The 23975-nt window shown below is 72.6% G+C and carries 18 protein-coding genes; 9 read left to right on the plus strand and 9 right to left on the minus strand.

What is annotated here, in order from left to right:
• Positions 1–3: 3 nt before the first annotated feature.
• Both ACH47X_RS24995 and ACH47X_RS25000 read right to left on the minus strand, forming a co-directional pair.
• Entirely contained in the window at positions 4–1554 is a 1551-nt protein-coding gene (locus ACH47X_RS24995; RefSeq protein ID WP_397407875.1) for a hypothetical protein, read from the minus strand.
• A complete protein-coding gene (locus tag ACH47X_RS25000; RefSeq protein ID WP_397407877.1) occupies positions 1551–1805 on the minus strand; it encodes a hypothetical protein in 255 nt (84 codons plus the stop codon). Before ACH47X_RS25000 ends, ACH47X_RS24995 begins: the two co-directional genes overlap by 4 nt.
• Before the next feature lie 278 nt (positions 1806–2083).
• Here ACH47X_RS25000 and purB point away from each other — a divergent pair, with 278 nt between their 5' ends.
• Entirely contained in the window at positions 2084–3565 is a 1482-nt protein-coding gene (purB, locus tag ACH47X_RS25005; protein ID WP_397407879.1) for an adenylosuccinate lyase, read from the plus strand.
• Between the two features lie 50 nt (positions 3566–3615).
• Here purB and ACH47X_RS25010 read toward each other — a convergent pair whose 3' ends face one another.
• Entirely contained in the window at positions 3616–5190 is a 1575-nt protein-coding gene (locus tag ACH47X_RS25010) for an AbgT family transporter (protein WP_397407881.1), read from the minus strand.
• A gap of 88 nt (positions 5191–5278) precedes the next feature.
• Here ACH47X_RS25010 and ACH47X_RS25015 point away from each other — a divergent pair, with 88 nt between their 5' ends.
• From ACH47X_RS25015 to ACH47X_RS25025, 3 genes are all read left to right on the plus strand, one after another.
• Positions 5279–6658, plus strand: a complete 1380-nt coding sequence (locus ACH47X_RS25015; protein ID WP_397407883.1) for a M20 family metallopeptidase — start codon at positions 5279–5281, stop codon at positions 6656–6658.
• A gap of 299 nt (positions 6659–6957) precedes the next feature.
• Positions 6958–8334, plus strand: a complete 1377-nt coding sequence (locus ACH47X_RS25020) for an acetamidase/formamidase family protein (RefSeq protein WP_397407885.1) — start codon at positions 6958–6960, stop codon at positions 8332–8334.
• A 65-nt stretch (positions 8335–8399) separates the two neighbouring features.
• On the plus strand, positions 8400–8774 hold the full coding sequence (locus tag ACH47X_RS25025; RefSeq protein WP_051433392.1) for a hypothetical protein: 375 nt from the start codon (positions 8400–8402) through the stop codon (positions 8772–8774).
• Between the two features lie 66 nt (positions 8775–8840).
• Here ACH47X_RS25025 and ACH47X_RS25030 read toward each other — a convergent pair whose 3' ends face one another.
• Complete coding sequence (locus ACH47X_RS25030; RefSeq protein WP_397407887.1) at positions 8841–11225, minus strand: YhgE/Pip family protein; 2385 nt, start codon at positions 11223–11225, stop codon at positions 8841–8843.
• Complete coding sequence (locus ACH47X_RS25035; RefSeq protein WP_397407889.1) at positions 11222–14056, minus strand: MMPL family transporter; 2835 nt, start codon at positions 14054–14056, stop codon at positions 11222–11224. The genes ACH47X_RS25030 and ACH47X_RS25035 overlap by 4 nt, the downstream gene beginning before the upstream one ends.
• Before the next feature lie 125 nt (positions 14057–14181).
• Here ACH47X_RS25035 and ACH47X_RS25040 point away from each other — a divergent pair, with 125 nt between their 5' ends.
• Complete coding sequence (locus ACH47X_RS25040; RefSeq protein WP_397407891.1) at positions 14182–14877, plus strand: TetR/AcrR family transcriptional regulator; 696 nt, start codon at positions 14182–14184, stop codon at positions 14875–14877.
• 1 nt (position 14878) lies between these two features.
• Here the strand turns inward: ACH47X_RS25040 and ACH47X_RS25045 are convergent, their stop codons facing one another.
• Both ACH47X_RS25045 and pgm read right to left on the minus strand, forming a co-directional pair.
• Positions 14879–15874: a glycoside hydrolase family 6 protein gene (locus ACH47X_RS25045; protein ID WP_397407893.1), complete on the minus strand. Its 996-nt coding sequence runs from the start codon at positions 15872–15874 to the stop codon at positions 14879–14881.
• 187 nt (positions 15875–16061) lie between these two features.
• Positions 16062–17747: a phosphoglucomutase (alpha-D-glucose-1,6-bisphosphate-dependent) gene (gene pgm / locus ACH47X_RS25050; protein ID WP_397407895.1), complete on the minus strand. Its 1686-nt coding sequence runs from the start codon at positions 17745–17747 to the stop codon at positions 16062–16064.
• Between the two features lie 86 nt (positions 17748–17833).
• Here pgm and ACH47X_RS25055 point away from each other — a divergent pair, with 86 nt between their 5' ends.
• On the plus strand, positions 17834–18169 hold the full coding sequence (locus ACH47X_RS25055) for a rhodanese-like domain-containing protein (protein WP_397407897.1): 336 nt from the start codon (positions 17834–17836) through the stop codon (positions 18167–18169).
• A gap of 3 nt (positions 18170–18172) precedes the next feature.
• Here the strand turns inward: ACH47X_RS25055 and ACH47X_RS25060 are convergent, their stop codons facing one another.
• Together ACH47X_RS25060 and ACH47X_RS25065 are read right to left on the minus strand one after the other, a co-directional pair.
• Positions 18173–19786, minus strand: coding sequence for a glycoside hydrolase family 10 protein (locus tag ACH47X_RS25060; RefSeq protein ID WP_397407899.1), 1614 nt, complete (start codon positions 19784–19786; stop codon positions 18173–18175).
• A 289-nt stretch (positions 19787–20075) separates the two neighbouring features.
• Entirely contained in the window at positions 20076–20387 is a 312-nt protein-coding gene (locus tag ACH47X_RS25065) for a GNAT family N-acetyltransferase (protein WP_397407901.1), read from the minus strand.
• A 119-nt stretch (positions 20388–20506) separates the two neighbouring features.
• On the opposite strand from ACH47X_RS25065, the gene ACH47X_RS25070 reads away from it, so the two are divergent.
• From ACH47X_RS25070 to ACH47X_RS25080, 3 genes are all read left to right on the plus strand, one after another.
• Complete coding sequence (locus tag ACH47X_RS25070; protein WP_397407903.1) at positions 20507–21724, plus strand: MFS transporter; 1218 nt, start codon at positions 20507–20509, stop codon at positions 21722–21724.
• Positions 21725–21840: 116 nt separating this feature from the next.
• Complete coding sequence (locus ACH47X_RS25075; RefSeq protein WP_397407905.1) at positions 21841–22305, plus strand: NfeD family protein; 465 nt, start codon at positions 21841–21843, stop codon at positions 22303–22305.
• Between the two features lie 94 nt (positions 22306–22399).
• Complete coding sequence (locus ACH47X_RS25080; protein ID WP_397407907.1) at positions 22400–23860, plus strand: flotillin family protein; 1461 nt, start codon at positions 22400–22402, stop codon at positions 23858–23860.
• Positions 23861–23975 lie beyond the last annotated feature (115 nt).

Below are 23975 nucleotides of genomic sequence, written 5' to 3' on the forward strand. Positions count from 1 at the left end.
GGGTCACGACCCGGTCCGTTCCGCGCGGAAGAACACGGTGCTCGCGGCCGGCCCGTCCAGCCGCGCGCCGATCCGGTCGGCCGTGCCGGTCACCCGTGGGTCGCCTGACGCGACGGCGAGGTCCAGGGTCCGGACGTGCGTCGAGACGGCGTGCGCCTGGGGCAGGCTGCCCGATGCCGCCCGGTCGGCCGCGGCAGCCGAGTCCCGCAGCGACCGCACCACCGTGACGCGGTCCCGCGTGCGGGGATTCTCCGCGGCGGACCGTCCGTCGGTCTGCGAGACCAGCTCCTCGGGAGTCTCCAGGTGCAGCACCGGGACGCCGGGCGGTGTGGCCAGCAGCCCGGTGGGCGCGCCGGCGGTGACCAGCCCGCCCACCCGGTAGCGCTCGGCGAAGCCCGCGCGGGACAGGAGTGCGGTGGCCGCGATGCCGCCGAGGCTGTGGCCCACGAGAGTCACGGGCTCGTCCGGTCCGACGCCGGAGTCGACGAGCGCCCGCTCGATCGCCGCGGTGGCCCCGTCGGCCTCGCCCGCCATCAGCTCGAGGTCGGTGCGCCCGTCCCAGGGGTGGTCGGCGGGCAGCGCCGACTGCGTGCCGGGGACCAGCACCGTCCAGGACACCACGCCGTTTGGCCTCGTCACCTGCTGGACCGCGATCGTGGCCTCGGGTGCTCCGCCGGCACCGGGGTAGAGGTCGTCGATCCGTGCCAGCGCCTCCTGCACCGACGCCGCCCCGCGGCCGGACCACGCCGGCAGCGCGCCACCCGCGAAGTCCCCGGGGCCGAGCCGCACGAGCCGGATCCCGGCGTCGTCCTCGCCGAGCACGGGGACCTCGCGGGCCACGTGCGCGAGCGCTCCGGCCCCGCCGGACACGCCCTGGCGGCCCTGCGCCAGCCCGGGCCGGGTCAGCGCGACGCCACCGCCCAGCCCGGCGAACGCCTCGTCCGAGTACGGCGCCAGGCCGCGCGTCGCCTCGGCCCCGGCCCACCCGGCCACGGCGGCGGGAAGGCCACCTGCGAACGCTCCCCCGGCCAGGCGTCCCGCGACCTCGGCGCCGCCCACGAGGCCGAGGCCCGCGAGACCCGCCCAGCCCAGGACACCGGCTGCCGCCCCGACGCCGAACGTCCCCGCCGTGACCAGCGCGCCGAGCAGGCGTTGTGCGGTGGACTCCGCCTCCTCGTAGAGGCCGGCAGCGCGCAGCAACCGCCAGCCGAGCAGGTCGCACATGTCGGCCCGCTCCGTGAGGCCGCGTGCCCCGGCTCGCGCCACCTCGTCCAGCGCGAGCGCCGCGGGAGCGAGGGCGTTTGCCTCCGGGGTGAGCTCGGGCGACAGATGAGCGGGCGCCCCGGACGTAGGTCCCGCCGCCGAACTCGTGCCTGGCACGACCACGAGGTCCCGGCTCACCCCCAGGCACTGCACGGCCGCCGCCCGCAGGTCGTCCGCGGCGCCGGCGAGTGCCGCAGCCGCCCGCCGCACGGACTCCGACTCGACCGTCGAGGTGCCGCGCCCGCCGTGGACGGTGACCGTGTCCTGCGGCCTTCGCGGGTCCCCGGTCATCGTGCCCACCCGCTGCGGGCCAGCAGCAGGGCCTCGTCGAGCAGGACCCGATCGCGTGCCAGGGCGCGCCCCACGTCGTCGACCGCCAGGCGATACAGCTCCGCCGCCCGAGCGGCCCACTCGACCTCAGCGGCGGCCCGCACCCCGGCCGAAGCGCGGTCCACCAGGTCCGCGGCCCGGACGAGCCCTGGCAGCGCGCTCTCCAGGGCCGGCCCGCTCCCGAGCGCGCACGCCGGGTCCCTCCCGCTCACGGCCGAGCCCAGCTCGGACCGAGCCCGCTCACCCAGACCTCGCTCGGCCAGGCCCCACTCGTACGGCTCGTGCTCATCGGCGCTCGCGCTCCCTCGGCCTCCCGGTCATGTCCTCCGGAGACGTTAAGCCGGGCAACCGGTCCGGCGTCGGGCGGCCAGACCGGCCTGTGCACGAACCCCCGGGACAGCTCCCTGTGGTCGTGCTCGCGCCCCCGGTGCACCGTCGAGAGGGTCGGTCCTGTGGACGACGAGCCGCGGCAGGACCCGCCCGTGGGAGAATGGAGCACGTGCCTGAGACCACCACGCCCAGCCCTGCCGCCCGCGTCGCGCTCGCGGAGGTGAGCCCCGCCATCGCGCTCGGCCCTCTGGACGGCCGGTATCGCAAGGCCGTCGCCCCGCTCGTGGACCACCTGAGCGAGGCCGCGCTGAACCGCGAGCGCATCCACGTCGAGGTGGAGTGGCTGATCACGCTGTGCAACGGCGCGACGGGCGTCGCGGCGCCCGTCGTCCCCGGTGCGCCCACGCTGACGCAGGCCGAGATCGAGTACCTGCGCGCGATCCCCGCCACGTTCGGCGCGGCCGAGATCGCCGAGCTGGCCGAGATCGAGCGCGAGACCGTGCACGACGTCAAGGCGGTCGAGTACTTCATCAAGCGGCGCATCGCGGCCTCGCCGGAGGTGCTCGGCGAGACCGGCCTCCCCGCGGCGAGCGAACTGGTGCACTTCGCGTGCACCAGCGAGGACATCAACAACCTGTCGTACGCGCTGATGGTGCGGGGCGCGGTCCGGGAGGTCTGGCTGCCGGCCGCGACCGCCGTCGTCGACCAGCTCGCTGACATGGCGCGCGAGCACGCCGCCGCTCCCCTGCTGTCGCGCACGCACGGCCAGCCCGCGACGCCGTCCACCCTGGGCAAGGAGCTCGCCGTGCTGGCGCACCGCCTGCGCCGTCAGCTCCGCCGCGTCGACGGCGCCGAGTTCCTGGGCAAGCTGAACGGGGCCACGGGCACCTACGGCGCGCACACGGTCGCCGTCCCGTCGGCCGACTGGCCCGCCGTCTCGAAGGCGTTCGTCGAGGGCCTCGGACTGGACTGGAACCCGCTGACCACGCAGATCGAGTCGCACGACTGGCAGGCCGAGGTCTATGCCGACGTCGCCCGGTTCAACCGGATCCTGCACAATCTCGCGACCGACGTGTGGACCTACATCTCGCTCGGGTTCTTCACGCAGATCCCGGTCGCGGGCGCCACGGGCTCGTCCACGATGCCGCACAAGGTGAACCCCATCCGGTTCGAGAACGCCGAGGCGAACCTCGAGATCTCGTGCTCGCTGCTGGACACCCTCTCGGCCACGCTGGTGACGAGCCGCCTGCAGCGCGACCTCACCGACTCCACGACGCAGCGCAACATCGGTCCGGCGTTCGGGCACAGCCTGCTCGCGATCGACAACGTCTCGCGTGGTCTGGACCGCCTGGCCGTGAACGAGACCCTGCTGCGCGAGGACCTCGACGCCAACTGGGAGGTGCTGGGTGAGCCCGTCCAGTCCGCGATGCGTGCGGCGTCGGTCGCCGGCGTGCCCGGCATGGAGAACCCGTACGAGCGCCTCAAGGACCTGACTCGCGGCCAGCGGGTCGACGGCGCACGCATGCGCGAGTTCGTCGCGGGCCTGGGCCTGCCCGACGACGTCGCCGCCCGCCTCGCCGCACTGACCCCGGCCACGTACACGGGCCTGGCGGAGCAGCTCGTGAAGGACTACCTCGACTGAACCGGAGCGGAACCGCAGGCTCGGTCGACAAGAGCAGGGCCTGATCCCCTTCACTCCAGGAAGATCCCGTTGCCCGGCCCGATCGGCAGGTCGAGGAAGAAGAACACGGACAGGATCGCGGCCCACACCAGCCAGAAGGCCACGGTGAAGGGCAGCAACCGCGCGATCACGCTGCCCAGGCCTGCCTTCGGCTCCCAGCGCCGCAGGAACGTGAGCAGCACGATCATGTACGGGTTCAGGGGCGTGATGATCTGCGTCGCGGAGTCGCCAACCCGGAAGGCAGCCTGTACGAACCCGGGCTCGTAACCGATGAGCGCGAACATCGGCACGAACACGGCCGCCATGATGGTCCACAGGGACGAGCCCGAGATGATGAACAGGTTCAGGAGGGACGCGAGCGCCAGGAAGCCGATGATCGCGCCGTAGCCGGTCAGGCCGCTCGACTCCAGGCCCTCGGCGCCCGCCACGGCGATCCACTGGCCCACGCCGGACCAGTTGAACAGCGCGATGAACTGGCCCAGCACGAACGCGAGGACCAGGAATCCCGCCATGTCCTTGACGGACTGCTCCAGCAGCCGCGGCACGTCCTTCATCGAGGTCACCGACCGGGTCACGATGCCGTAGACCACGCCGGGCACCATGAAGAGCACGAAGATGACGAAGGTGATCGAGCCGAGCAGCGGCGACTCGGGCAGGAACCCGCCGTCCTCGTTGCGCCACGGAGAGCCGGGCAGCACGAACGCCACGGCGAGCACCGCGGCGACCAGCAGCAGGGAGCCGGTCGCGAACGTCAGGCCGCGCCGTTCGGTCGCCGTGAGGTCGGCGGTGACGGGCGGTTCGTCGTCTGGCACCACCGTGTCGGCGAGGCGCGCCTCCTCGACGGGGACGCCCTGGCGGACGAGGCGCGGTTCCAGGACCCGGTCGATGAGGAACCCGGCGAGCACGGACAGCATGACCGCCGCGACCACGTTGAAGTACCAGTTCGACAGCGGGTTCACGGGGTCGCCGGGGTTCGGCAGGATCTCGGTGACCGCCGTGGTGATGCCGGCGAACAGCGCATCCAGGCTGGTCACGGCGATGTTCGTGGAGTAGCCGGCGCCGGCCGCCGCGAACCCGCCGAGCAGGCCCGCCACCGGGTGCCGGCCCGCTGCCCGGAACACGAGCGCCGCGAGCGGCGGGATGACGATGAACGCGCTGTCGGACATGACGGAGCCCAGCACACCCACGAACCCCACGGCGTAGGGCAGCGCCCAGCGCGGCGCCGAGCCGAAGACGGCGCGGACGCCCGCGGCGAGCAGGCCCGTCTTCTCCGCCACGCCGACGGCGAGCCAGATGGTCAGCACGGTGAGCAGGGGCGGGAAGCCGATGTAGTTCGCGCCGATGTTCTGGGTGAACCACGTCATTCCCTCGGGCGTGAACAGGCCCTGGATCTCGGTGACCTCCTCGGCGCCCGGGACCTGCACGGTCACGCCGGCGAGCGCCATGAACGTCGAGACGAGCGCGATCACCAGGAACAGGATCAGGAAGAGCGTGAACGGTTCGGGCAGCCGGTTGCCGAGCCGTTCGACGGCGCCCAGGAACCTGTCCGTGCGGGACGGTCGGACGGGCGAAGCAGCGTTGCTCACAGCGGTCTCCCTCGGGTCTCCGGTGGTCAGGCAGCCTAGGGCCGTAATGTAAAGGGTGATTTTTCGGTCGTGTAACGCTTTCCATACGATGGACCGCATGAACCGCCCCACCCCGCCCAGCACCGCCTATCTGGACCACCTGGTCGCCGAGACCGCGGGACGGCGGGCCGCCCTGGCCGCCGCGGTGCCCGACGGCGGGGACGGCGCCCGGCCCGCCGGTGGCGCGCCCGCCGGTGGCGCGCCCGCCGGTCTGGTCGCCGCGGTCGAGCGGGCCGCGGACGAGCTCGAGCCGGACCTCGCTGAGATCGTCCGGCGGCTGCACGAGCACCCGGAGCCGGCGTTCGAGGAGCACCGCAGCGCCGCGACCCTGGTGGAGGTGCTGGCGCGGCACGGCGTCGAGGCGAAGCTGGGCGCCCACGGGGTGCCGACGGCGTTCCGGGCCGAGACCGGCGACGCCGCCGGGCCCACGATCGCGATCTGCGCGGAGTACGACGCGCTGCCGGGCATCGGGCACGCCTGCGGCCACAACGTCATCGCGGCGTCCGGCGTCGGCGCGTTCCTCGCGTTGCATCGCGCGCTGACCTCGGACGATGCCGCCGTCCCGGCCGGTCGCGTCGTGCTGCTCGGCACGCCCGCCGAGGAGGGGCACTCCGGCAAGGAGGTGCTGGCGCGCAACGGGGCGCTGGAGGGGATCGACGCCGCGATCATGGTGCACCCCTACGGGCTCGACGTCGCCGACCAGGTCTGGCTCGGACGGCGTCTGCTGACCTGGACGTTCACGGGGCGCCCCGCGCATGCCTCGGCCCAGCCCTACATGGGCCGCAACGCGCTCGACGCCGCGACACTCGCGTACCAGGGCATCGGCCTGCTGCGGCAGCAGATGCCGCCGGTGGACCGGGTGCACGCGACGATCGCCGAGGGCGGCACCCGGCCGAGCATCATCACCGAGCGCGCGGTGGTGCACCTGTACGCGCGGTCCAAGTACCCGGACACCCTGCGCGACCTATCGCGCCGTCTCGACGACATCGCCCGCGGTGCGGCCCTGATGACCGGTACCGAGGTGGAGATCACCTGGGACGACGGCGCGCACCCGAGCCTGCCGGTGCGCACGAACGAGGCGCTGACCGGCCGCTGGGTCGCGGCCCAGCGCCGGCGCGGGCGGGACCCGCTGCCGGCCGGCGTGCTCTCGGAGACGCTCGCCGCGTCCACCGACTTCGGCAACGTCTCGTTCCGCGTCCCCGGTATCCACCCGCTCGTTCAGGTCTCCGAGCCCGACGTCGCACTGCACACCGCCGAGTTCGCGGCCGCCGCCGCGACGCCCGCAGCGGTCTCCGCCGCCGTCGACAGCGCCGCCGGGCTCGCGGCGACGGCCCTGGACTACCTGTCCGACGCCGGACTGCGGGCCGCCGTGCACGAGGAGTTCGCCGCGCAGGGCGGCCCGGTCGACGTGGCGCGCTACTTCGACTGACGGGCGGTCTCCGGCGTGCGGCCGGGTGGTCTGTCGCGGCCTGGGCCGGCCTGGCCGGCGCCTGCCTGGCCGGGGCTTGCCTGGCCGGCCGACTGGCTAGGCTGCCCGGCCGCCCCCGATCTGCCGACCATGCAGTTGCTGCCAGTCGCGGTCTCGGACTGGCAGCAACTGCATGGTCGATCGCCGGGCGCAGCGCGTAGCGCCTCGTAACGACCGGCACATCCGGGCGAAATCTCCGCTTCCTACCGTCGGGATCGCGCGGTGCCCGACCGCGCCCCAGACCGAAGGAGCGTGGACCCGTGACACTTCGCGGACACCGAGACGGACGTACCGCAGCGGAGACCCTGGTCGCGGCCCTGGGCCGACGGCGGTTCCTGCAGGCCGCACTGGGCGTGGGAGCCGGGTCGGCACTGGCCGCCGGGCCGGCGGTGTCGGCCGCGAGCGCGACCCTGTCCGCGGGCCGGGGCGCGGGCGCAGGCCAGGGCTCGGGGCGGTACTCCGGGGTGCTCCAGCCCGGCCGGGGCCGCATCCGCGGCGACGTCTACCTGGGCTCGGACGTCGACGACGTCCTGTGGGGCTACGTCCCGTCGGTGCACGCCGACGCCGTGACCCGGATGCGCTCAGGGCAGACCGTCACCATCGACGCCGTGTCCCACGAGGGCATCCTCGAGGACCAGGGCCGTGACCCGGTCGCGTACTTCGGCGAACACGGCGTCCACCGCCGCGAGGTGCTGGAGGACGCCGCCGCGATCGCCGCCGGGTACTCCCGCACGCCGCGCGACTTCGACGTCGACGGGCCGCACATCGTGACCGGGCCCGTCTTCGTGGACGGCGCCGAGCCGGGCGACGTGCTGAAGATCGAGACGCTGGAGGCGACGCCGCGCGTGCCCTACGGCGTGGTCTCGTCGAGGCACGGCAAGGGCGCGCTGGCCCGGACCGCCGCAGGCGCTCCAGCCGGGATCACGCTCGACGAGGTGATGCCGCCCATCGGCACCGACGGCCGCGGCTCCGGCATCCCGACCGAGTACGGGAACGTGTCCGTGTTCGCCCAGGTGCGCGGCGACCACGCGACCATGGGTTCGGGCCGCGGGCGGGTGCGGTTCCCGCTCAGGACCTTCTTCGGGATGATGGGCGTCGCCTACGCCGACACGACAGGGCTGACCGCGCCCGAGGCCAACTCGATCCCGCCGACGCTGGGCGGCGGCAACATCGACATCAGCCACCTGGGTGCCGGCTCCACCTTCTACCTGCCGGTCAGCGCGGAGGGCGCGCTCTTCTACGTCGGCGACCCGCACATGGCGATGGGCGACGGCGAGGTGGCGCTCACCGCGATGGAGGGCTCGCTGCGCGGCACGTTCCGGCTCACCGTCTGCAAGCCGGGTTCCGGGGACGCACCCTCGGTCGCGTACTCCTACCCGTTCGCCGAGACGCGGGACGCATGGATCCCGATCGGTCTGTCCGACCCGGACGGCGCGGTGGGGGGCCAGCTCAGCGACCTCGACGTCGCGATGCGCCGGGCCGTCGTGAACGCGCTCGACTTCCTGGAGCACGACCACGGCCTGGACCGGGCGGTCGCCTACGCCTACCTCTCCGCGGCGGCCGACTTCGCGGTCTCGCAGGTCGTCGACCGCACGGTCGGCGTGCACGGGCTGATCCGGAAGTCCGACCTGGGCTGAGCCCAGCGGCGCCGAGCCCGGAAATCAGCGAGCACCGGCGCGGCGGGCGACCCTATGGTCGAGCCATGACGATGCCGGAAACAGCCCCCGTCGACACCTGGCTCGCGGTCACGCGGGAGGACGGCGAGACCGTGGGTTACCTCGAGCCCGTGACCGACGACTACGCCGACGTGATCCCGCGCAACCGACTCGGCCACGCCGTCGGGGACGCGCAGGACTACCACTCGGCCGAGGAGCTGGTGCTCGATCGGGGCCTGCGCGAGCTCGCGGAGCACTGGCTGCTCGACGGCGCCGACGTCGAGCTGGCGATCAGCGAGCTCTCGCCCGCCGGGATCGTGCTGCGCGACGCGTTCCTGGCCAAGGCCCTGGTCCCGCTGGAGCCGACACATGTGCCCTGGCCGGACACGGCGGGCCGGCTGCGCCGCGTCGAGAACGACTGAGTGCGGGATGCTCGCCCTGTCCAGCCATCTGGAAGGGCGAACATCCCGCACTCAGCGGACGGGTCGTCAGGCCGTGCGAAGGAGGTCCGCCGCCCGGACGGTGCGCTCACGAGCCACCATCAGCGCCGTGATCGTGATCCCGGCGACGGCCCACAGGACCACCGCGGTGGTCGCCATCGCGATGCCGCCCGTGCCGGGCTCGACGAGCCGCACCAGGCCGGCCAGGCTCGGGCCCACCGGCAGGAACCCGGCCAGGCCCTCCAGCACGCTCGGCGCGGTGGACACCACACCCGTGGCGATGACGAGCACCGCGACGAGCAGGCTGATGCCCCGCCCGACGTGCCCGAGCGCCGCCGCGAGCGCCTGGTTGACCGCGACGAACGCGACCGAGACGAGCGCGCCGAAGCCCATGGTGGCAAGCCACCCGCCGACGTCGAGGCCCTCGATACCGGCCAGGATCGCGCCGGTCGCGAGGCCCGTGCCCACGCCGATCGCGGCCGGGACCACGAACGTGCCGAGCGTGAGGCGCAGCGCGCCGCGGGTCGAGCCGCGGGCGCGCAGCGGCACCGGCGGGAACACGATCATCAGCGCGAGCGCGCCGAGCCAGAGCGCCAGCACCGCGAACATCGGGCCCGTGGCACCGGTGTTGAGGTCGGTGACCTCGCCGTCGGTCGCAACCGGGTCGGCCACGACGGAGGCCAGGGACTTTCGCTCCTGCTCCGTGTACGACGGGATCTCCTCGGTCGCCTGGCCCAGTCCGTCGGACAGGTCCTGCGCACCGCCGGCCAGCTCGCCGACGCCGTCGGCCAGGCCGCCGACGCCGGTCGCGAGCTGGCTCGTGCCCGAGCCGAGCTCGGTGACGCCGCCCGCCAGACCGTCCACGCCCGTGGCGAGCTGGCTGGAGCCCGCGGCGAGCTGGTTGGCACCGGTCGCGAGCTGGTTGGCACCGGACGAGATGCCGCCGGCGCCGGTGGAAAGCTCGCGTGCACCGGCGGACAGCTCGCTCACGCCGCCCGCCGCCTGGTCGGCCCCGGTCGAGAGCTCGTCCAGACCGCCGGCGAGCTGGTGGGTGCCGTCGGCGAGCTGGGCAAGACCGCCAGAGGACTTCTCAGCGCCATCGGCCAGCGGAGCAGCGCCCTCAGCGAGTTGGTCGATTCCCGCCTGCAGCTGGTAGAGGCCGCTCGGGCCACCGGACCCTGCCGGCTGCCCAGCGAGGCCAGCCATACCACCAGCAACCTGCTCGGAGACGTCGCTCAGGCTCTTGAGCTGCGGGAGCTGATCACAGAACTGCGCGTAGGCCGGAGCCGCAAGCGGGTCCTCACAGGCTTGTTCGATCCCGGCGACCAGACCAACGAAGCCATCGGAAACCGCTGCGGATCCGACGGCAAGCTCGGTTGCGCCCTCCGGCAGACTCTTCTTGGAGTTCGGCGGGTTGGCAATGCTCGCACTTGTCTGTGCCAACCCATCCGAAAGCCTGCGCGCACCCGTGGCCAGACCCTCGGAACCTTCGGCGAGCAGGTCCACATTGGCTGCCAGTTCCTGGGCACCGGCGGCCGACTGCCCCGCACCGGCCGCGAGCTGGTTCACGCCCGCCGCGGCCTGGTCAGCGCCGGCCGCCCACTGGTCCGCGCCCGAGGCCCACTGACCGGCACCGCCGGCCAGGCTGGACACCCCGGCGCCGACCCCGGACACGCCCTGCGACGTCTGGTGGGCACCCTCGGCGAGCTGCTGTGCGCCCTTGCCCGCCTCGTTCGCGCCGTCGGCCAGCTCACCGGCGCCGTCAGCCAGCTGCTCTGCGCCCTTGCCGGCCTCGTTCGCGCCGTCGGCGAGCTGCGAGGCGCCGTCGGCGGCCTTGCCCAGCTCCTCCGAGAGGGTGGAGAAGCCCACGAGCACGTTGTCCACGTAGGTCTCGGTCAGGGTGCTGCCGAGCACGCCGGTCGCGGTCTGCGCGACCACCTGGGCGAGGGCGTCGTCCAGCACGCGGCCGTCGGGGGCCGTGGCGACGTCGATGGTCGCCTGCTCCGCCTTGTCCGGGTCGTCGCCGCTGAACGAGGTCGCGGCCGCCGAGAAGTCCTCGGGGATGGTGATGACCGCGGCGTAGGTGCCGTCGGCCAGGCCGGCGGCCGCGGTCTCCTCGTCGGAGATCTCCCAGTCGTAGCTCGCGTCGGAGGCGGGGATCGCCGCCGCCTCACCGGCCGCGGCGTCGGCGGTCTCGCCGCCGCTCACGAGGCCGGCGGCGAGCTGGCGGCCGAGCGGCACGGTCTGGCCCTGGACCTCGACCGGCTCGTCGAGGTTCACGATCGCGGCCTTGACGGTGTCGAGCCGGTCCTGCGGGTTCCACAGGGCCGAGATGAGCAGCCCCAGGATCATCAGGGGAAGGAGCGCCACGGCCACGGCACGCCACGGGTTCCGGAAGGGCTCGGGCCGGAGCCACCTCGTCGCGGTCGTCATGCCCGCACCTCCTGCTCGGTCACATCTGTGTTCTGGTCAAGATGGGCCCCGGCCGGAGCCCTGTCGCCGGGGCTCACGTCGAGCTCCGGCGTGCCGGCCTGGGCGAGGTCGGTCGCGGCGAAGCCGGTCGAGCCCAGCAGCACCGCGACCCCTGCGGCCTGGGCGTGGGCGACGGCCTGCGCCAGCTCCGCCCGCGCGGCCAGGTCGCCGACGGTCTCCGTGGCGTCCACGACGAGCACCTTCGGCTTGTCACCCAGCGCCCGACGGACCGCCGCGGCGGGGTGCCCACCCTCGGCCGCCGAGTCGACCACGGCGACCCGGTGCCGGACGGAAGCGGCCCGCTCGGGCAGCACCAGTCCGGCGGTCTTGGCCACGCCGCCGGTCACCTTGATCCGGCCGGCGACAGCCAGGAGGAAGGCGCTGACCGGCGCGGTCGCGTCGCCGCGGACGAGCAGGGTGCCGCCGTCAGGCACGCGGACGCTCACCGGGCCGACGATCGTGCCGGACGGGCCGTGCACCTCCATGTCCCCGGCCGCGACAGCGTCGGTCGCCCCGGGCTCGGGCCAGTCGGCCAGCGACAGCTCGCGGGTCAGTCCCTCACCCTCGACGTCGAACGAGGGCAGCACCCGGTCGAGCCACTTCGGCATGTACCAGGCCTTCTCGCCCAGCAGCGCGAGCACCGCCGGGACGAAGACCATGCGCACCACGAACGCGTCCACGGCCACACCCACGGCAAGACCGAGCGCGATGGGCTTGAGGTTCATGTCGCCGTGCGGCACGAAAGCCACGAAGACCGCGATCATGATGATCGCCGCGGCCGTGACGACCTTGGCCGAGCCCTGGAAGCCCGTGGTGATCGCGTGCTTGGCGCTGCCTCCGTGCACGTAGTCCTCGCGCATGCGGGACACGAGGAACACCTCGTAGTCCATGGCGAGGCCGAACAGGATGCCCATGAGCACGATCGGCATGAAGCTGATCACCGGCCCGGTCCGGGTCACGTTCAGCGCCTCGGCGAGGACGCCGTGCTCGAACACGAGCGAGACCACGCCGAAGGCCGCACCCACCGAGAAGAGGTAGCCGATCGTGGCCTTGATCGGCACCGCGATGGAGCGGAACACCATGGTGAGCAGGATCAGGGAGAGGCCCACGACCACGAAGGCGAACGGCAGCAGCGCGTTGCCGAGCTTGTCCGACACGTCGATGCCGACGGCGGTGAAGCCGGTGACCGACAGGTCCACGCCGTACTCGTCGAGGAAGTGGTCGTGCAGCGAGCGGATCTCGCGCACCAGGGCCTCGGTCTCGGCCGAAGTCGGGCCGCCCTCGGGCACCACCTGGATGATGCCGGTGTCCGCGGTCTCGTTCGGCGTGGCGAGCGGCACGTCGGCGACGCCCGGCAGGTCGGCGATCTCGTCGCCGATCTGGTCCATGAGCGCCACGGGGTCGGTGCTGGTCACGATCGAGCCGGTCACGATGAGCGGGCCGTTGAAGCCGTCGCCGAAGTTCTCGGAGACCAGGTCGTAGGTGATGCGAGCCGGGTCCTCCTTGGCCATCACGCCGGCGTCCGGCAGGGCGAGGCGGAGGTCCAGGGCGGGGTAGCTCAGCGCGCCCATCGCGGCGATGACGAGCACCACGGTCAGCGCCGGGATCTTGGTGACCACGCGCACCCAGCCGGTGAAGAACCGGTTGGGCCTGTGCTCGGGGAGGGCCACGGCCGCGGCACGCGGGCGGGTCTCCTCGGGGTCGCCGTCCACCTCGGTGGCGGCGGCCGCGGCGGCCGCCGCCGCGGCACGTCGCTCCTTGCGCGACGGCCTGGGCCGGAGCCGCTCCCCCGCGAAGCCGAGCAGCGCGGGCAGCAGGGTGAGCGAGACCAGCACGGTGACGCCCACCGTGACCGCCGCCGCGACGCCCATGATGGTGAGGAACGGGATGCCCGCGACCCCCAGGCCGACCAGGGCGATCATCACGGTGAGGCCCGCGAACACGACCGCGGAGCCCGCCGTGGCGGTCGACCGCGCGATCGACTCGTGCACGTCGAGGCCCTTGCCGAGCTGCTCGCGATGCCGGGAGACGATGAACAGGGCGTAGTCGATGCCGACCGCCAGGCCCAGCATCACCGCCAGCATCGGCGTGGTCGAGTTGATCGGGCCGAGCACGGTGGCGGCGAACAGGAGCCCCATCGAGGCGCCGACACCGAGCAGCGCGTTCAGCAGCGGGAGCCCGGCGGCCACGAGGGAGCCGAGGGTCAGGACGAGCACCACGAGCGCGACCAGCAGGCCGATGCCCTCGGTCAGCGTCATCTCGGGGAACTTGGAGGAGAAGAGCTGGCCGCCGAGGTGCGCCTCGGCGCCGGCCGGAAGGGCCTGCGCCAGCGCGTCCGTCTCGGCGCCCAGCGCGGCCTTGGTCTCGTCGGTGATGGAGCCCTGGTCTCCGTCGAGCTGGATCGTCAGGAGGGTGGCGCGCTCGTCGTCGGAGACCGAGGCGGGCATGAGGTCGTCGTACGGGGAGGTGACCACCTCGACCTGCGAGACGTCCTCGAGGTCCGCGACACCGTCCTCGATGGCCGTGCGCATCGCGTCGTCGTTGATGGTCCCGCCCTCGGGCGCGACCACGATCACCTGCGCCGAAGCGCCACTGACCTGCGGGAATGTTGCTGCCAGGCGGTCGAGGGCCTCCTGGGACTCGGTGCCCGGGATGGACACCTGGTTGTCGAGACCTTGTTGCAGCAGGCCGGCCGCACCGCCCACCAGGACGAGTGCCACGACCCAGGCGGCTACGACGAACCGGCGGGCGCGGACGGCCCAGCGGCCGAGCGAGTAGAGGACGGAGGACACGCACACTCCTGGACGAGGCGGGGACCGATGACGGGACGTTCGATGCACCACTGTATCCGATACACGAGTGCATCCGATACATCAATGTATTGATAGACTGGCCACCCGCCACCTGAGGAGTTGCTGTGAGCACCGAACCCGCCAGCGACGTCGGCTCGGGGTCGTCCGTCGAGCGCGCGTTCGCCACGGCCCTGACCCCCCGACGTGAACGGACGCGCGAGCGTCTGCTCGACGCCGCCTTCACCGTCTTCGCGCAGCACGGCATCCACGGCGCGTCCATCGAGGCCGTGTGCGAGGCCGCCGGCTTCACGCGCGGCGCCTTCTACTCGAACTTCAGCAGCAAGGAGGAGCTGTTCCTCGCGCTCTCCGAGCGGGCGATGCGCCGCGAGCTCGTCGCGCTGGAGTCCGTCACCAGGAACATGGAGCCGGACGTCGTCCACTGCGGCGCCGTGAACCCCGACGCCATCGGGAGAATCCTCTCGGTGCTCGTCCCGGACGCCGGGGACGCCCGGCAGGGCGCGCTGATGCGGGCCGAGCTGGAGCTGCTGGCCATGCGCGACCCCGCTGTCGGGAGGCCGTTCCTCGCGCAGGAGGAGACGCTCCGCACCGAGCTCGGCGCCGCGATCGCGCGGATCCTCGAGGACTTCGGCCTACGGTTCACGATGGACCAGCGCACCGCGGTCGACCTGCTGCTCAGCGCCTACGAGTCGTCGGCCCGCGCTGCCGCCGTAGCGAGCCACACGCAGGAGGACGGCGACGCCGCACCCGGCGCCGCCGTCCTGAGCCAGCTGGTCAACCTGCTGGTCACGACCGCTGACTGAGCTACCAGCTCGCGTTGGCCGCCAGCTCCAGCGCGATCTCCTGCCACCACGCGCCGGCCGCCGGGCCGCCGTTGCACGCACCGTCCGACTCGCCGGGGAGCTTGACCCACAACAGCGCGTCGAGCGCCGTCGCGTCATCGACGAACCGGGGCCGCTCGCCGAGCGCCCGACCGCGCGGGTTGCACCACTCGCCGTTGGAACCGTTGCCGTTGCGGGACGTGTCGATCACGTAGGGACGGCCACCCACCTGGGACGACACCTCCTCCGCATAAGCCTGGGTGGCCGCGGTGGTCTGGTAGTTCGACGTGTTGAGCGCGAACCCGACGACGTCCGAGAAGCCGATGAGCTGCAGCCGTCGCGCGGCCTCCGCCGGGCTCAGCCAGCCCGAGTGCCCGGCGTCGACGTAGACCCGCGCGCCGGCCTCGGTCAGCGAGGCCGCCGCGTACCGCAGGTACCCGACGCGGTCGCCCTGGCCGTCGCAGTCGCCGAGCTGGGCGAGGGCGTCCGGCTCGAGGATCACCACCGGGTTGCCCTCGATACCGCTCGCCACCGTGTCGACCCACCGCGCGTACTCGCTCTCGGGCACCCCGCCGCCGGAATGGTTGCCGCAGTCGCGGCCCGGGATGGCGTACACGGTCAACACGCCGGTCGCGCCGGCGTCAGCTGCCCGGCCCGTGTAGTCCACGACCTCGTCGCGGGAGCGGTCGGCGTCCGCCCAGCTGCCCACCCAGTAGGACTGCGGGGTCAGGGCGATCTTCGCCAGCAGGTCCTTGTCGGTCCCGCTCGCCGCCTCCCAGGCCGCGTAGGCCTGGGTGTGCGTGTCCACGTAGAGCTCGGACACCGCGGGCGCGGTCTCGAGGCTGGTCACACCGAGGCTGGTCACACCGAGGCTGGTCACCCCCGCGGCGGCGCTCTGCGCCGTCAGGGTCGCGGTGGTCACGAGGGCGAGTGCTGCGGCCAGGGCCGCCGTTCGGGTACGGCGTCGTGCACGGGACATGGCGCTCTCCGTTCGTCCGGGGTCCACGCCCGGCCGGAACGGCCGAGACGTGCCCGCGCGACGTTAGGAAATCGCCGCTCCCGGCAGAACCACCCACATCGTTTAAGTTCCCGGACCTGGCCAGGAACACGAACGGTCAGACGTACAGATCACCGGAGTGACCTGTACGTCTGACACGTCCGAGGGATCAGCTCAGCGCCTCGCCGACCAGCGCCTTCGCGGCGTCCTGCACCTCGCCGAGGTGTTCCGCGGACACGAACGACTCCGCGTAGATCTTGTACACGTCCTCGGTACCGCTGGGTCGCGCGGCGAACCACGCGTCCGCCGTCGTGACCTTGAGGCCGCCGACCTTCGCGCCGTTGCCAGGCGCCTCGGTGAGCTTGGCCGTGATGTCCTGCCCCGCGAGCGTGGTGGACGAGACGTCGGACGGCGACAGCGCGGCGAGCCGGGCCTTCTCCTCGCGCGACGCGGCGGCGTCGACGCGGGCGTACCAGCTCTGGCCGTAGCGCTCGACCAGGTCGGCGTGGTGCTCGGACGGCGACCGGCCCGTGGTCGCCAGGATCTCCGAGGCGAGCAGCGCGAGCAGCAGGCCGTCCTTGTCGGTGGACCAGACGCGGCCGTCCTTGCGCAGGAACGACGCGCCCGCCGACTCCTCGCCGCCGAAGCCGACCTCGCCGGAGAGCAGGCCGGGGACGAACCACTTGAAGCCGACCGGCACCTCCACGAGGCGCCGGTTCAGGCCTGCCGCCACCCGGTCGATCAGCGCGGACGACACGAGTGTCTTGCCGATCGCGGCGTCGGCGGGCCAGCCCGGGCGTGCCCCGCCGTAGAGGTACTCGATCGCCACGGCGAGGAAGTGGTTGGGGTTCATCAGACCGTCGGCCGTCACGATGCCGTGCCGGTCGGAGTCCGCGTCGTTGCCGGTCGCGACGTCGAAGGGGGCCGGGCCGTCGCCGACGGTCATGCGCTGCACCAGCGACGCCATCGCGTACGGCGAGCTGCAGTCCATACGGATCTTGCCGTCCCAGTCGAGCGTCATGAAGGCCCAGCGGGGGTCGACCCGGGGGTTCACGACCGTGAGGTCGAGGTCGTACCGCTCGGCGATCGCACCCCAGTACTCGACGGAAGCACCACCCAGCGGGTCGGCCCCGATGCGCACCCCGGACGTGCGGATGACCTCCAGGTCGAGCACGTTCGCGAGGTCGTCCACGTACGTGGACAGGAAGTCGTGGCGGTGCGTGGTCTCGGCGGCGAGCGCCTGGTCGAGCTGTACCCGCTCCACCTGGCCGATGCCGGTGCGCAGGATCTCGTTGGCCCGGTCCGCGATCCAGCCGGTCGCGTCGGAGTCGGCGGGCCCGCCGTGCGGCGGGTTGTACTTGAAGCCGCCGTCGCGCGGCGGGTTGTGCGACGGCGTCACCACGATGCCGTCGGCGAGGCCGGAGCCGGGGGCGCCGACGCCGGGCGTGCCCGCGGCGAACCGCGTCTGGTTGTGCAGCAGGATCGACTGGCTGACGGCGGGCGTCGGCGTCCAGGAGTCGCGCGCGTCGACCATGACGTCGACGCCGGCGGCGGCGAGCACCTCGAGCGCCGTCTGCCAGGCCGGCTGCGACAGCGCGTGCGTGTCCCGGCCGATGAACAGCGGGCCGTCGGTGCCCTGCCCACGCCGGTACTCGACGATCGCGGCGGTGATCGCGACGATGTGCGCCTCGTTGAAGGCATGGTCGAGGCTCGATCCCCGGTGACCCGAGGTGCCGAAGACGACCTTCTGGCCAGGGTCTCCGGGGTCCGGGGTGAGGTCGTAGTAGGCCCCGACCACCCGGTCGACGTCGATCAGGTCGCTGGGCTGGGCGGGGGTTCCGGCACGCGCATCCATGCCGAAGATACTGCCAGGTAACGGGCGGGTACGTCGCCGCCCGCGCCCGGTCGGGCGCCCGCGCGTCGCCGTCGTAGGCTGGCGGCATGTTCCCGCCGATGCAGCCCGAGGTCCCCACGCTCCACCCCAGCGAGCTCGATCCGACCGCCCCCGTGCCCGCCGGCTCCGTGCTGCTGGACGTGCGCGAGCAGGACGAGTGGGACGCCGGCCACGCACCGGGCGCCGTCCACATCCCGCTGGGCGACCTGCCCGCGCGGTACGGCGAGCTCGACGCAGACACGCAGGTCCTGGTCATCTGCCACTCCGGTGGCCGCTCGGCGCGGGCCACGCAGTGGCTCAACGAGGCGGTCGGTCTCGAGGCGACCAACCTCGACGGCGGCATCGTCGCCTGGGCGGGCGCCGGCCTGCCCGTCGAGCGCTGACGCCTACTCGGCGACCCGCGGCTGGCTCGGGTCGGTCTCGTTCCAGACCCGGTCCAGCGCGGTGACGGCGTAGGTGTAGGTCTTGCCGGTCCCGACGGTGGTGTCGAGCCACGACTGCACGCGGCCGGACTCCGCGCGGAACGTACCCAGCAGGTTGGCGGGATCGTTCGTGTCCACCGTGTCGACGGCTCCGTCCGCGCGGTAGACGGCGAACGACGTCGCCCGCGCGTCCTTGTTGCCGATGTCCGTGAGGTGCAGCCGGACGCCGTCGCGCACCCTGCGCGCCTTAGCGAGCACCGGCGTGACCACGGGGTCGGCCGGCAGGTGCGGCATCGGCGGCACGAGGGCCGGGTGCTGGTAGTGGTCGGCGACCACCTTGCTCATCGCGCCCTGCGGGTCGGCGGGCACGTGCACCGCCGAGTAGTAGGCGTTGCCGTGGATCGGCCCGACGTCGCGGCTGACCTCCCGGCAGAGGTCGAGGTGGTTGGTGAGCTCCTCCGGGTCGGTGAAGACCCCGCTGGTCACCTTGTACAGGGCCTCGCCGATGTAGAGCTGGGTGCCGGACTGCGCGGCGACCTCGGCCCACCACGGAACGAGCGCCGCGTAGTCGGCGATCGCGAGCCCGATCTGCCAGTAGACCTGCGGGTTGACGTAGTCCAGCCAGCCCTCGAGCACCCACTTGCGGGTGTCGGCGTACAGGTCGTCGTACGACTGCTGCCCGGCGGTCTCGGACCCCAGCGGGTCGTTGTCGGCGTTGCGCCAGATACCGAACGGGCTGATCCCGAACTTCACCCAGGGCTTGGTCTCCTTGATCCGCACGCTCATCGATTCGACGAAGCTGTCGACGTTGTGCCGCCGCCAGTCCTCGATCGTGTCGAAGCCCGCGCCGTACAGCTCGTACGTGCCGACGTCGGGCAGCACGTGGCCGTCCACGGGGTACGGGTAGAAGTAGTCGTCGAAGTGCACGCCGTCGACGTCGTAGTTCTCCACCGCGTGCAGGATCGACTGCTTGATGTGCTCCTGCGCCGCGGGGACGCCCGGGTCGAAGTAGAGCCGGCCGTGGTACTCCCAGACCCAGTCGGCGTGCTGCCGGGCGGGGTGCTCGGGGACGAGCTGCGACAGGTCGGTGTCGATCGAGACGCGGTACGGGTTGAACCAGGCGTGCAGCTCGATGTTGCGCTTGTGCGCCTCCTCGACCATGAACGCGAGCGGGTCGTAGCCCGGGTCCTGGCCCTGGGTACCCGTCAGGTACTTGGACCACGGCTCGTACGGGCTGTCGTAGAACGCGTCGGCCGTGGGCCGGACCTGCACGAACACGGCGTTCAGGCGGTTCTCCCCGGCCACGTCGAGCCAGTGCAGGAACTCCGCCTTCTGCGCGTCGGCATCGAGGCCACTGGTGGAGGGCCAGTCGATGTTCGCCACGCTGGCGATCCACATGGCGCGCAGCTCGCGCTTGAGCCCCGTGACGGACGACGGCTCCGGCGTCGCGTTGCCGGTCATCGCCGTCGCGCCGAGCGCCGTCGCCGGGTCGAGGGCCGCGATGGTCACGCTGATCGCCGCGGCCGCTGTGCCGGCGGCCGCCATCGTGAGGAACTCACGGCGGCCGATCCCCGACATCACCCCCGCCCGGTCTGCCGTCCTGAGTGACGTGGTGCGCGCATAGGCGGGCAGTTCTGTCGCCTCACGGTGGGCGGGGTGCCTCACGTACTTGACCTCCGGTGCTGGCTGCTGGGGGTTGGTGCCGTGGTGCTCGGTGATGTGGTTGTACTAGGTGCGAAGTTGGCCGGCGCCGATCGGCCACATTGAGGTGACAAACAATGCCACCGGGCGACGCCGTGGGGAAACTCTCGCACATGTCGCGCCGGATGTGAAGTTTGCAGTGTGGATCAGATCTTGAAACTTACTTTCACGCCTCCGAGACCGGCCGCAGCAGCAGGTCGTCGTACTCCGGCGAGTGTTTGCGCACGTAGGCACGGATGTACGGGCACAGCGGGACGATCTTGTCGCCGGCGTCCCGCACCATGCCGAGCGCCGCCTTGGCGAGCTGACCCGCCAGCCCCTGGCCCGCGTACTCGTCGAACACTTCGGTGTGTACGAAGTACACAGTGCCCGGATCGGTGTCGTAGACCGCGAAGCCGGCCAGGGTGCCGTCGACGCGCACCTCGAACCGGGACTCCTCGGGGTTGTCGACCACTGTCACCTGGGGTTCGTCAGTCATGGGGCCCATCGTGCGGCACGTGTCCGCCGGTTGCCAGCCCCGTCCGGCCCGTCCGCGCGTGAGCCGGGTCACCGGTGCCGAGCGAGGCTCGTGTCAGTGGCGGGTGCGAGACTCGACCCGTGCCCGAGACCGCCGCTTCACCCCGCTCCAACCCCTACGCGGCAGTGCTCCGCACCCCGGGCGCGCTCCGGTTCTCGGCGGCGGGCGCGCTGGCCCGCCTTCCGATGTCCATGGTCGGGATCGGTGCCGTGCTCATGGTGCAGGGCCTGTACGACAGCTACGCCATGGCGGGCCGGGTCGCAGCCGTGCTGGGCCTGGCCCAGGCGTTCGTCGCGCCGCAGATCGCGCGCTGGGTGGACCGGCGCGGGCAGCGGACGGTGCTGTTGCCCGCGCTGGCCGTGTCGCTCCTCGGCCTGGGCGGCCTGATCACCGCCGCCGTGCTCGGCGCGCCCGAGTGGGTGCTGTGGTTGTTCGCCGCCGTGGCCGGAGCGAGCCAGGGCTCGTACGGCTCGATGGTGCGCGCACGCTGGAACCACGCGCTGGACGACCCGCGTCGCCTGCACACCGCGTACTCGCTGGAGTCGTCGATCGACGAGCTGGTCTACATCGTGGGGCCCGTGCTGGCCACGACGCTCGCGACGGCGGTGGCGGCGCCGTCCGCCCTGGTCGTCGCCGGGGTCGCCGCGCTGGTGGGTGGCCTGCTGTTCGTGGTGCAGCGCGCCACCGAGCCGCCGGTCGTCGCACCGGACACCGAGGTGCGGCACCGCCCCGTGATCCTGACCCCGGGCATGCCGGTGCTGGTGCTCGTCTTCGTGGCCATGGGCGTGATCTTCGGCTCCATGGAGGTCGTCACGGTCGCGTTCGCCGAGGAGCTCGGCAGCAAGGGCGCCTCCGGCCTCGTGCTGGCGGTGTTCGCACTGGGCTCGATGGTCGCCGGGCTGGTCTACGGCGCCCGGAACTTCACCAGCCCCGCGGTCCGGCGGTTCGTGATCGGCATGGCGGCCCTCGGGCCCGGCGTTTCCCTGTTCCTCCTGGCGCACTCGCTCTGGACCCTGGCGGCGGCGATGTTCGTGGCCGGACTGGCCATCGCACCCACCGTCATCACGGGCAACGGCCTGGTGCAGGACATGGTGGGCCGGCACCAGCTCACCGAGGCCCTGACCTGGGTCGGCACGTCGATCGGCATCGGCGCCTCGCTGGGCGCGTCCGTGGCCGGGCTGCGCGTGGACGACGCCGGGGCGGACGCCGGGTTCCTGGTGCCCGTCGCCGCGGCCTGGTTCGCCGCTCTGCTGACGCTGGCCGCCAGCCGCACGCTGCGCCGGCAGTCCGCGGCGTAGCAACCGCCCGCGAAGAGCCCCACCGGGTGGAATTTCACCCGTTTAATCCAGAAATGACAAATGGGCTTCCTGATACGTTACTTCTGACTTCTCACATCTTCACGAACGGACCCGGGATGCTTGTCTTCATCGTCATCGGACTCCTCGGGCTCGGGCTCGCCGTCACGTCACTCCTGCTCGGCGACTTCCTCGACCTGCTGGACGGCGCCATCTCGGGCACCTCGCTCGGTGCCGGCGGGCTCCTGTTCGGTGCGACCGGGATGCTCGTGCTGTCCTCGGGGCTCGAGCCGTGGGTCGCCTACCCGGCGGGGATCGTCGTCGCCGTCCTGGTCGTCGTGCTGGTGAACGTGCTGATCAAGCGTGTCAAGGCCGGTGAGGACAGCACCCCCGTCTCGCTGGTGGGCACGCAGGGCTCCGTGACGTCCGACGTCGACCGCGGGCACGGCGAGGTCTCGCTCGACGCCGCCAGCGAGCTGGAGACCCGGCTCGCGTTCGCCGACGAGCCGATCGGCCAGGGCACGCGGATCGTCGTCGTGGAGCAGCACGGGGCGCGCGTGAAGGTCGAGCCGGTACTGCACTGAGGCGCCGGCTCCCCAGGCCCGCACTCCCCCGAGACCACCTCAGGCCGGGACCGCTCGTCGGCCCGGTCTGCTCCAACACACCCCAGGAGCCGACATGGAACTGAACGGTCAGCTGGTCGGCGTCATCGCCGTCGTGGCGGGCGCCCTAGCGATCTTCCTCGTCCTCGCGTTCGTCGCGAGCAGGATCCGGCGTGTGCCGCCGAACGAGGCGCTGATCGTCGTGGGCCGTGGCGCGGGCAAGTCGGAGGCTCAGACCGCGAGCCAGCGCGTCGTCGTCGGCGGCCGGGCGTTCGTCTGGCCGGTGCTGCAGCAGGGCTTCTCGATCTCGCTGGAGCAGCGGCAGATCGGTATCACGGTCGAGGGCGTCGACAAGAACCGCATCAAGATCGCGATCAAGGCGTCGATCAACTTCAAGGTGCGCGGTGACGAGGAGGGCGTGCGGCGTGCCGCACAGCGCTTCCTGTCCCAGCAGCACCTGCTGACGGAGATCATCAAGGAGTCCCTGGAGGGCTCGCTGCGGTCGATCGTCGGCGACATGACGATCGAGCAGATCATCTCGGACCGCAAGGGTCTGTCCGACCGCGTGGTGCAGTCGACCAAGACGGACCTCTCGGAGCAGGGCCTCCAGGTCGACCTGCTGAACATCTCCGACATCTCGACTCCGGGATCGGACTACCTCGCGAACCTCGGCCGCGCCGAGGCCGCCAATGCCCGCCAGCTCGCCGAGGTCTCCGAGGCGGAGGCCAACCGCGCCTCCGAGTTCGCCGTGATCGAGGCCGCCGAGCAGATCGCCGAGCGGCAGAAGGCGCTCGACCTCAAGAAGGCCGCCATCAAGGCGGAGACCGACAAGGCGAACGCCGAGGCCGAGGCCGCCGGCCAGCTCGCCCGGGCCGAGCAGGACCGGCTCGTGGCGCAGCAGGAGCGCGAGGCCATGGCCGAGAAGGCGCGCGTGGAGCAGGAGCGCCTCGACATCGAGGTTCGCAAGCCCGCCGAGGCCACGGCCTACGCCGAGGTCCAGAGCGCCAACGCGCGTCGTGACGCCAACAATGCGGCTACCGAGGCCGAGGCGTTCAAGCGCACCACGATCGCCCAGGCGAACAAGACGGCCGCGCTGCAGGACGCCGAGGCGCTGGCCGAGTCGGTCCGCCGCGCCGGTGAGGCCGAGCGCGACAAGCAGGTGGCTCTCGCCGCCGGTATCGAGGCCGAGGGTCGCGCCCGGGCCGCCGCCGTCGAGGCCGAGGGCCTCGCGGAGGCCAAGGCCACCGACGCCAAGGCCGAGGCGCTGCGCAAGTACGGCGAGGCCGCGCTGGTGCAGGAGCTCATCGAGCGCCTGCCCGACATCGTCCGCGCCGCCGCCGAGCCGATCGCCTCGATCCAGGGCATGACCGTGGTCTCGACCGACGGCGCGTCGGCGCTCACCAAGAGCGTGGCGTCCGTGCTCGGCGAGGGGCAGGGCGTCGTCAAGCAGCTCACGGGCGTGGACATCAACCAGCTCATCTCGGGCCTGGCCGCCGCGGGCACCGCGCGCACCGGGGACGCGGCCAGCAAGAACTGATCCACCGGACGTGGGGGGGGCCCCCCGCCCCCCCCGGGGCGGGGGGGGCCCCCCCCCCCCCGCCCCCCCCCCGGGGGGCGGGCGCGGGGGGGGGGGCGGGGGCCCCGCACCCGCC

The sequence above is a fragment of the Promicromonospora kroppenstedtii genome (genome assembly GCF_044389675.1).
Taxonomy (GTDB): Bacteria; Actinomycetota; Actinomycetes; order Actinomycetales; family Cellulomonadaceae; genus Promicromonospora; species Promicromonospora kroppenstedtii.

Coding starts and splice junctions, on each gene's coding strand:
- ACH47X_RS24995 (WP_397407875.1), bottom strand. CDS start 1,554: ATGACCGGGGACCCGCGAAGGCCGCAGGACACGGTCACCGTCCACGGC.
- purB (WP_397407879.1), top strand. CDS start 2,084: ATGGAGCACGTGCCTGAGACCACCACGCCCAGCCCTGCCGCCCGCGTC.
- ACH47X_RS25015 (WP_397407883.1), top strand. CDS start 5,279: ATGGACCGCATGAACCGCCCCACCCCGCCCAGCACCGCCTATCTGGAC.
- ACH47X_RS25025 (WP_051433392.1), top strand. CDS start 8,400: ATGACGATGCCGGAAACAGCCCCCGTCGACACCTGGCTCGCGGTCACG.
- ACH47X_RS25030 (WP_397407887.1), bottom strand. CDS start 11,225: ATGACGACCGCGACGAGGTGGCTCCGGCCCGAGCCCTTCCGGAACCCG.
- ACH47X_RS25045 (WP_397407893.1), bottom strand. CDS start 15,874: ATGTCCCGTGCACGACGCCGTACCCGAACGGCGGCCCTGGCCGCAGCA.
- pgm (WP_397407895.1), bottom strand. CDS start 17,747: ATGGATGCGCGTGCCGGAACCCCCGCCCAGCCCAGCGACCTGATCGAC.
- ACH47X_RS25055 (WP_397407897.1), top strand. CDS start 17,834: ATGTTCCCGCCGATGCAGCCCGAGGTCCCCACGCTCCACCCCAGCGAG.
- ACH47X_RS25060 (WP_397407899.1), bottom strand. CDS start 19,786: ATGTCGGGGATCGGCCGCCGTGAGTTCCTCACGATGGCGGCCGCCGGC.
- ACH47X_RS25065 (WP_397407901.1), bottom strand. CDS start 20,387: ATGACTGACGAACCCCAGGTGACAGTGGTCGACAACCCCGAGGAGTCC.
- ACH47X_RS25075 (WP_397407905.1), top strand. CDS start 21,841: ATGCTTGTCTTCATCGTCATCGGACTCCTCGGGCTCGGGCTCGCCGTC.
- ACH47X_RS25080 (WP_397407907.1), top strand. CDS start 22,400: ATGGAACTGAACGGTCAGCTGGTCGGCGTCATCGCCGTCGTGGCGGGC.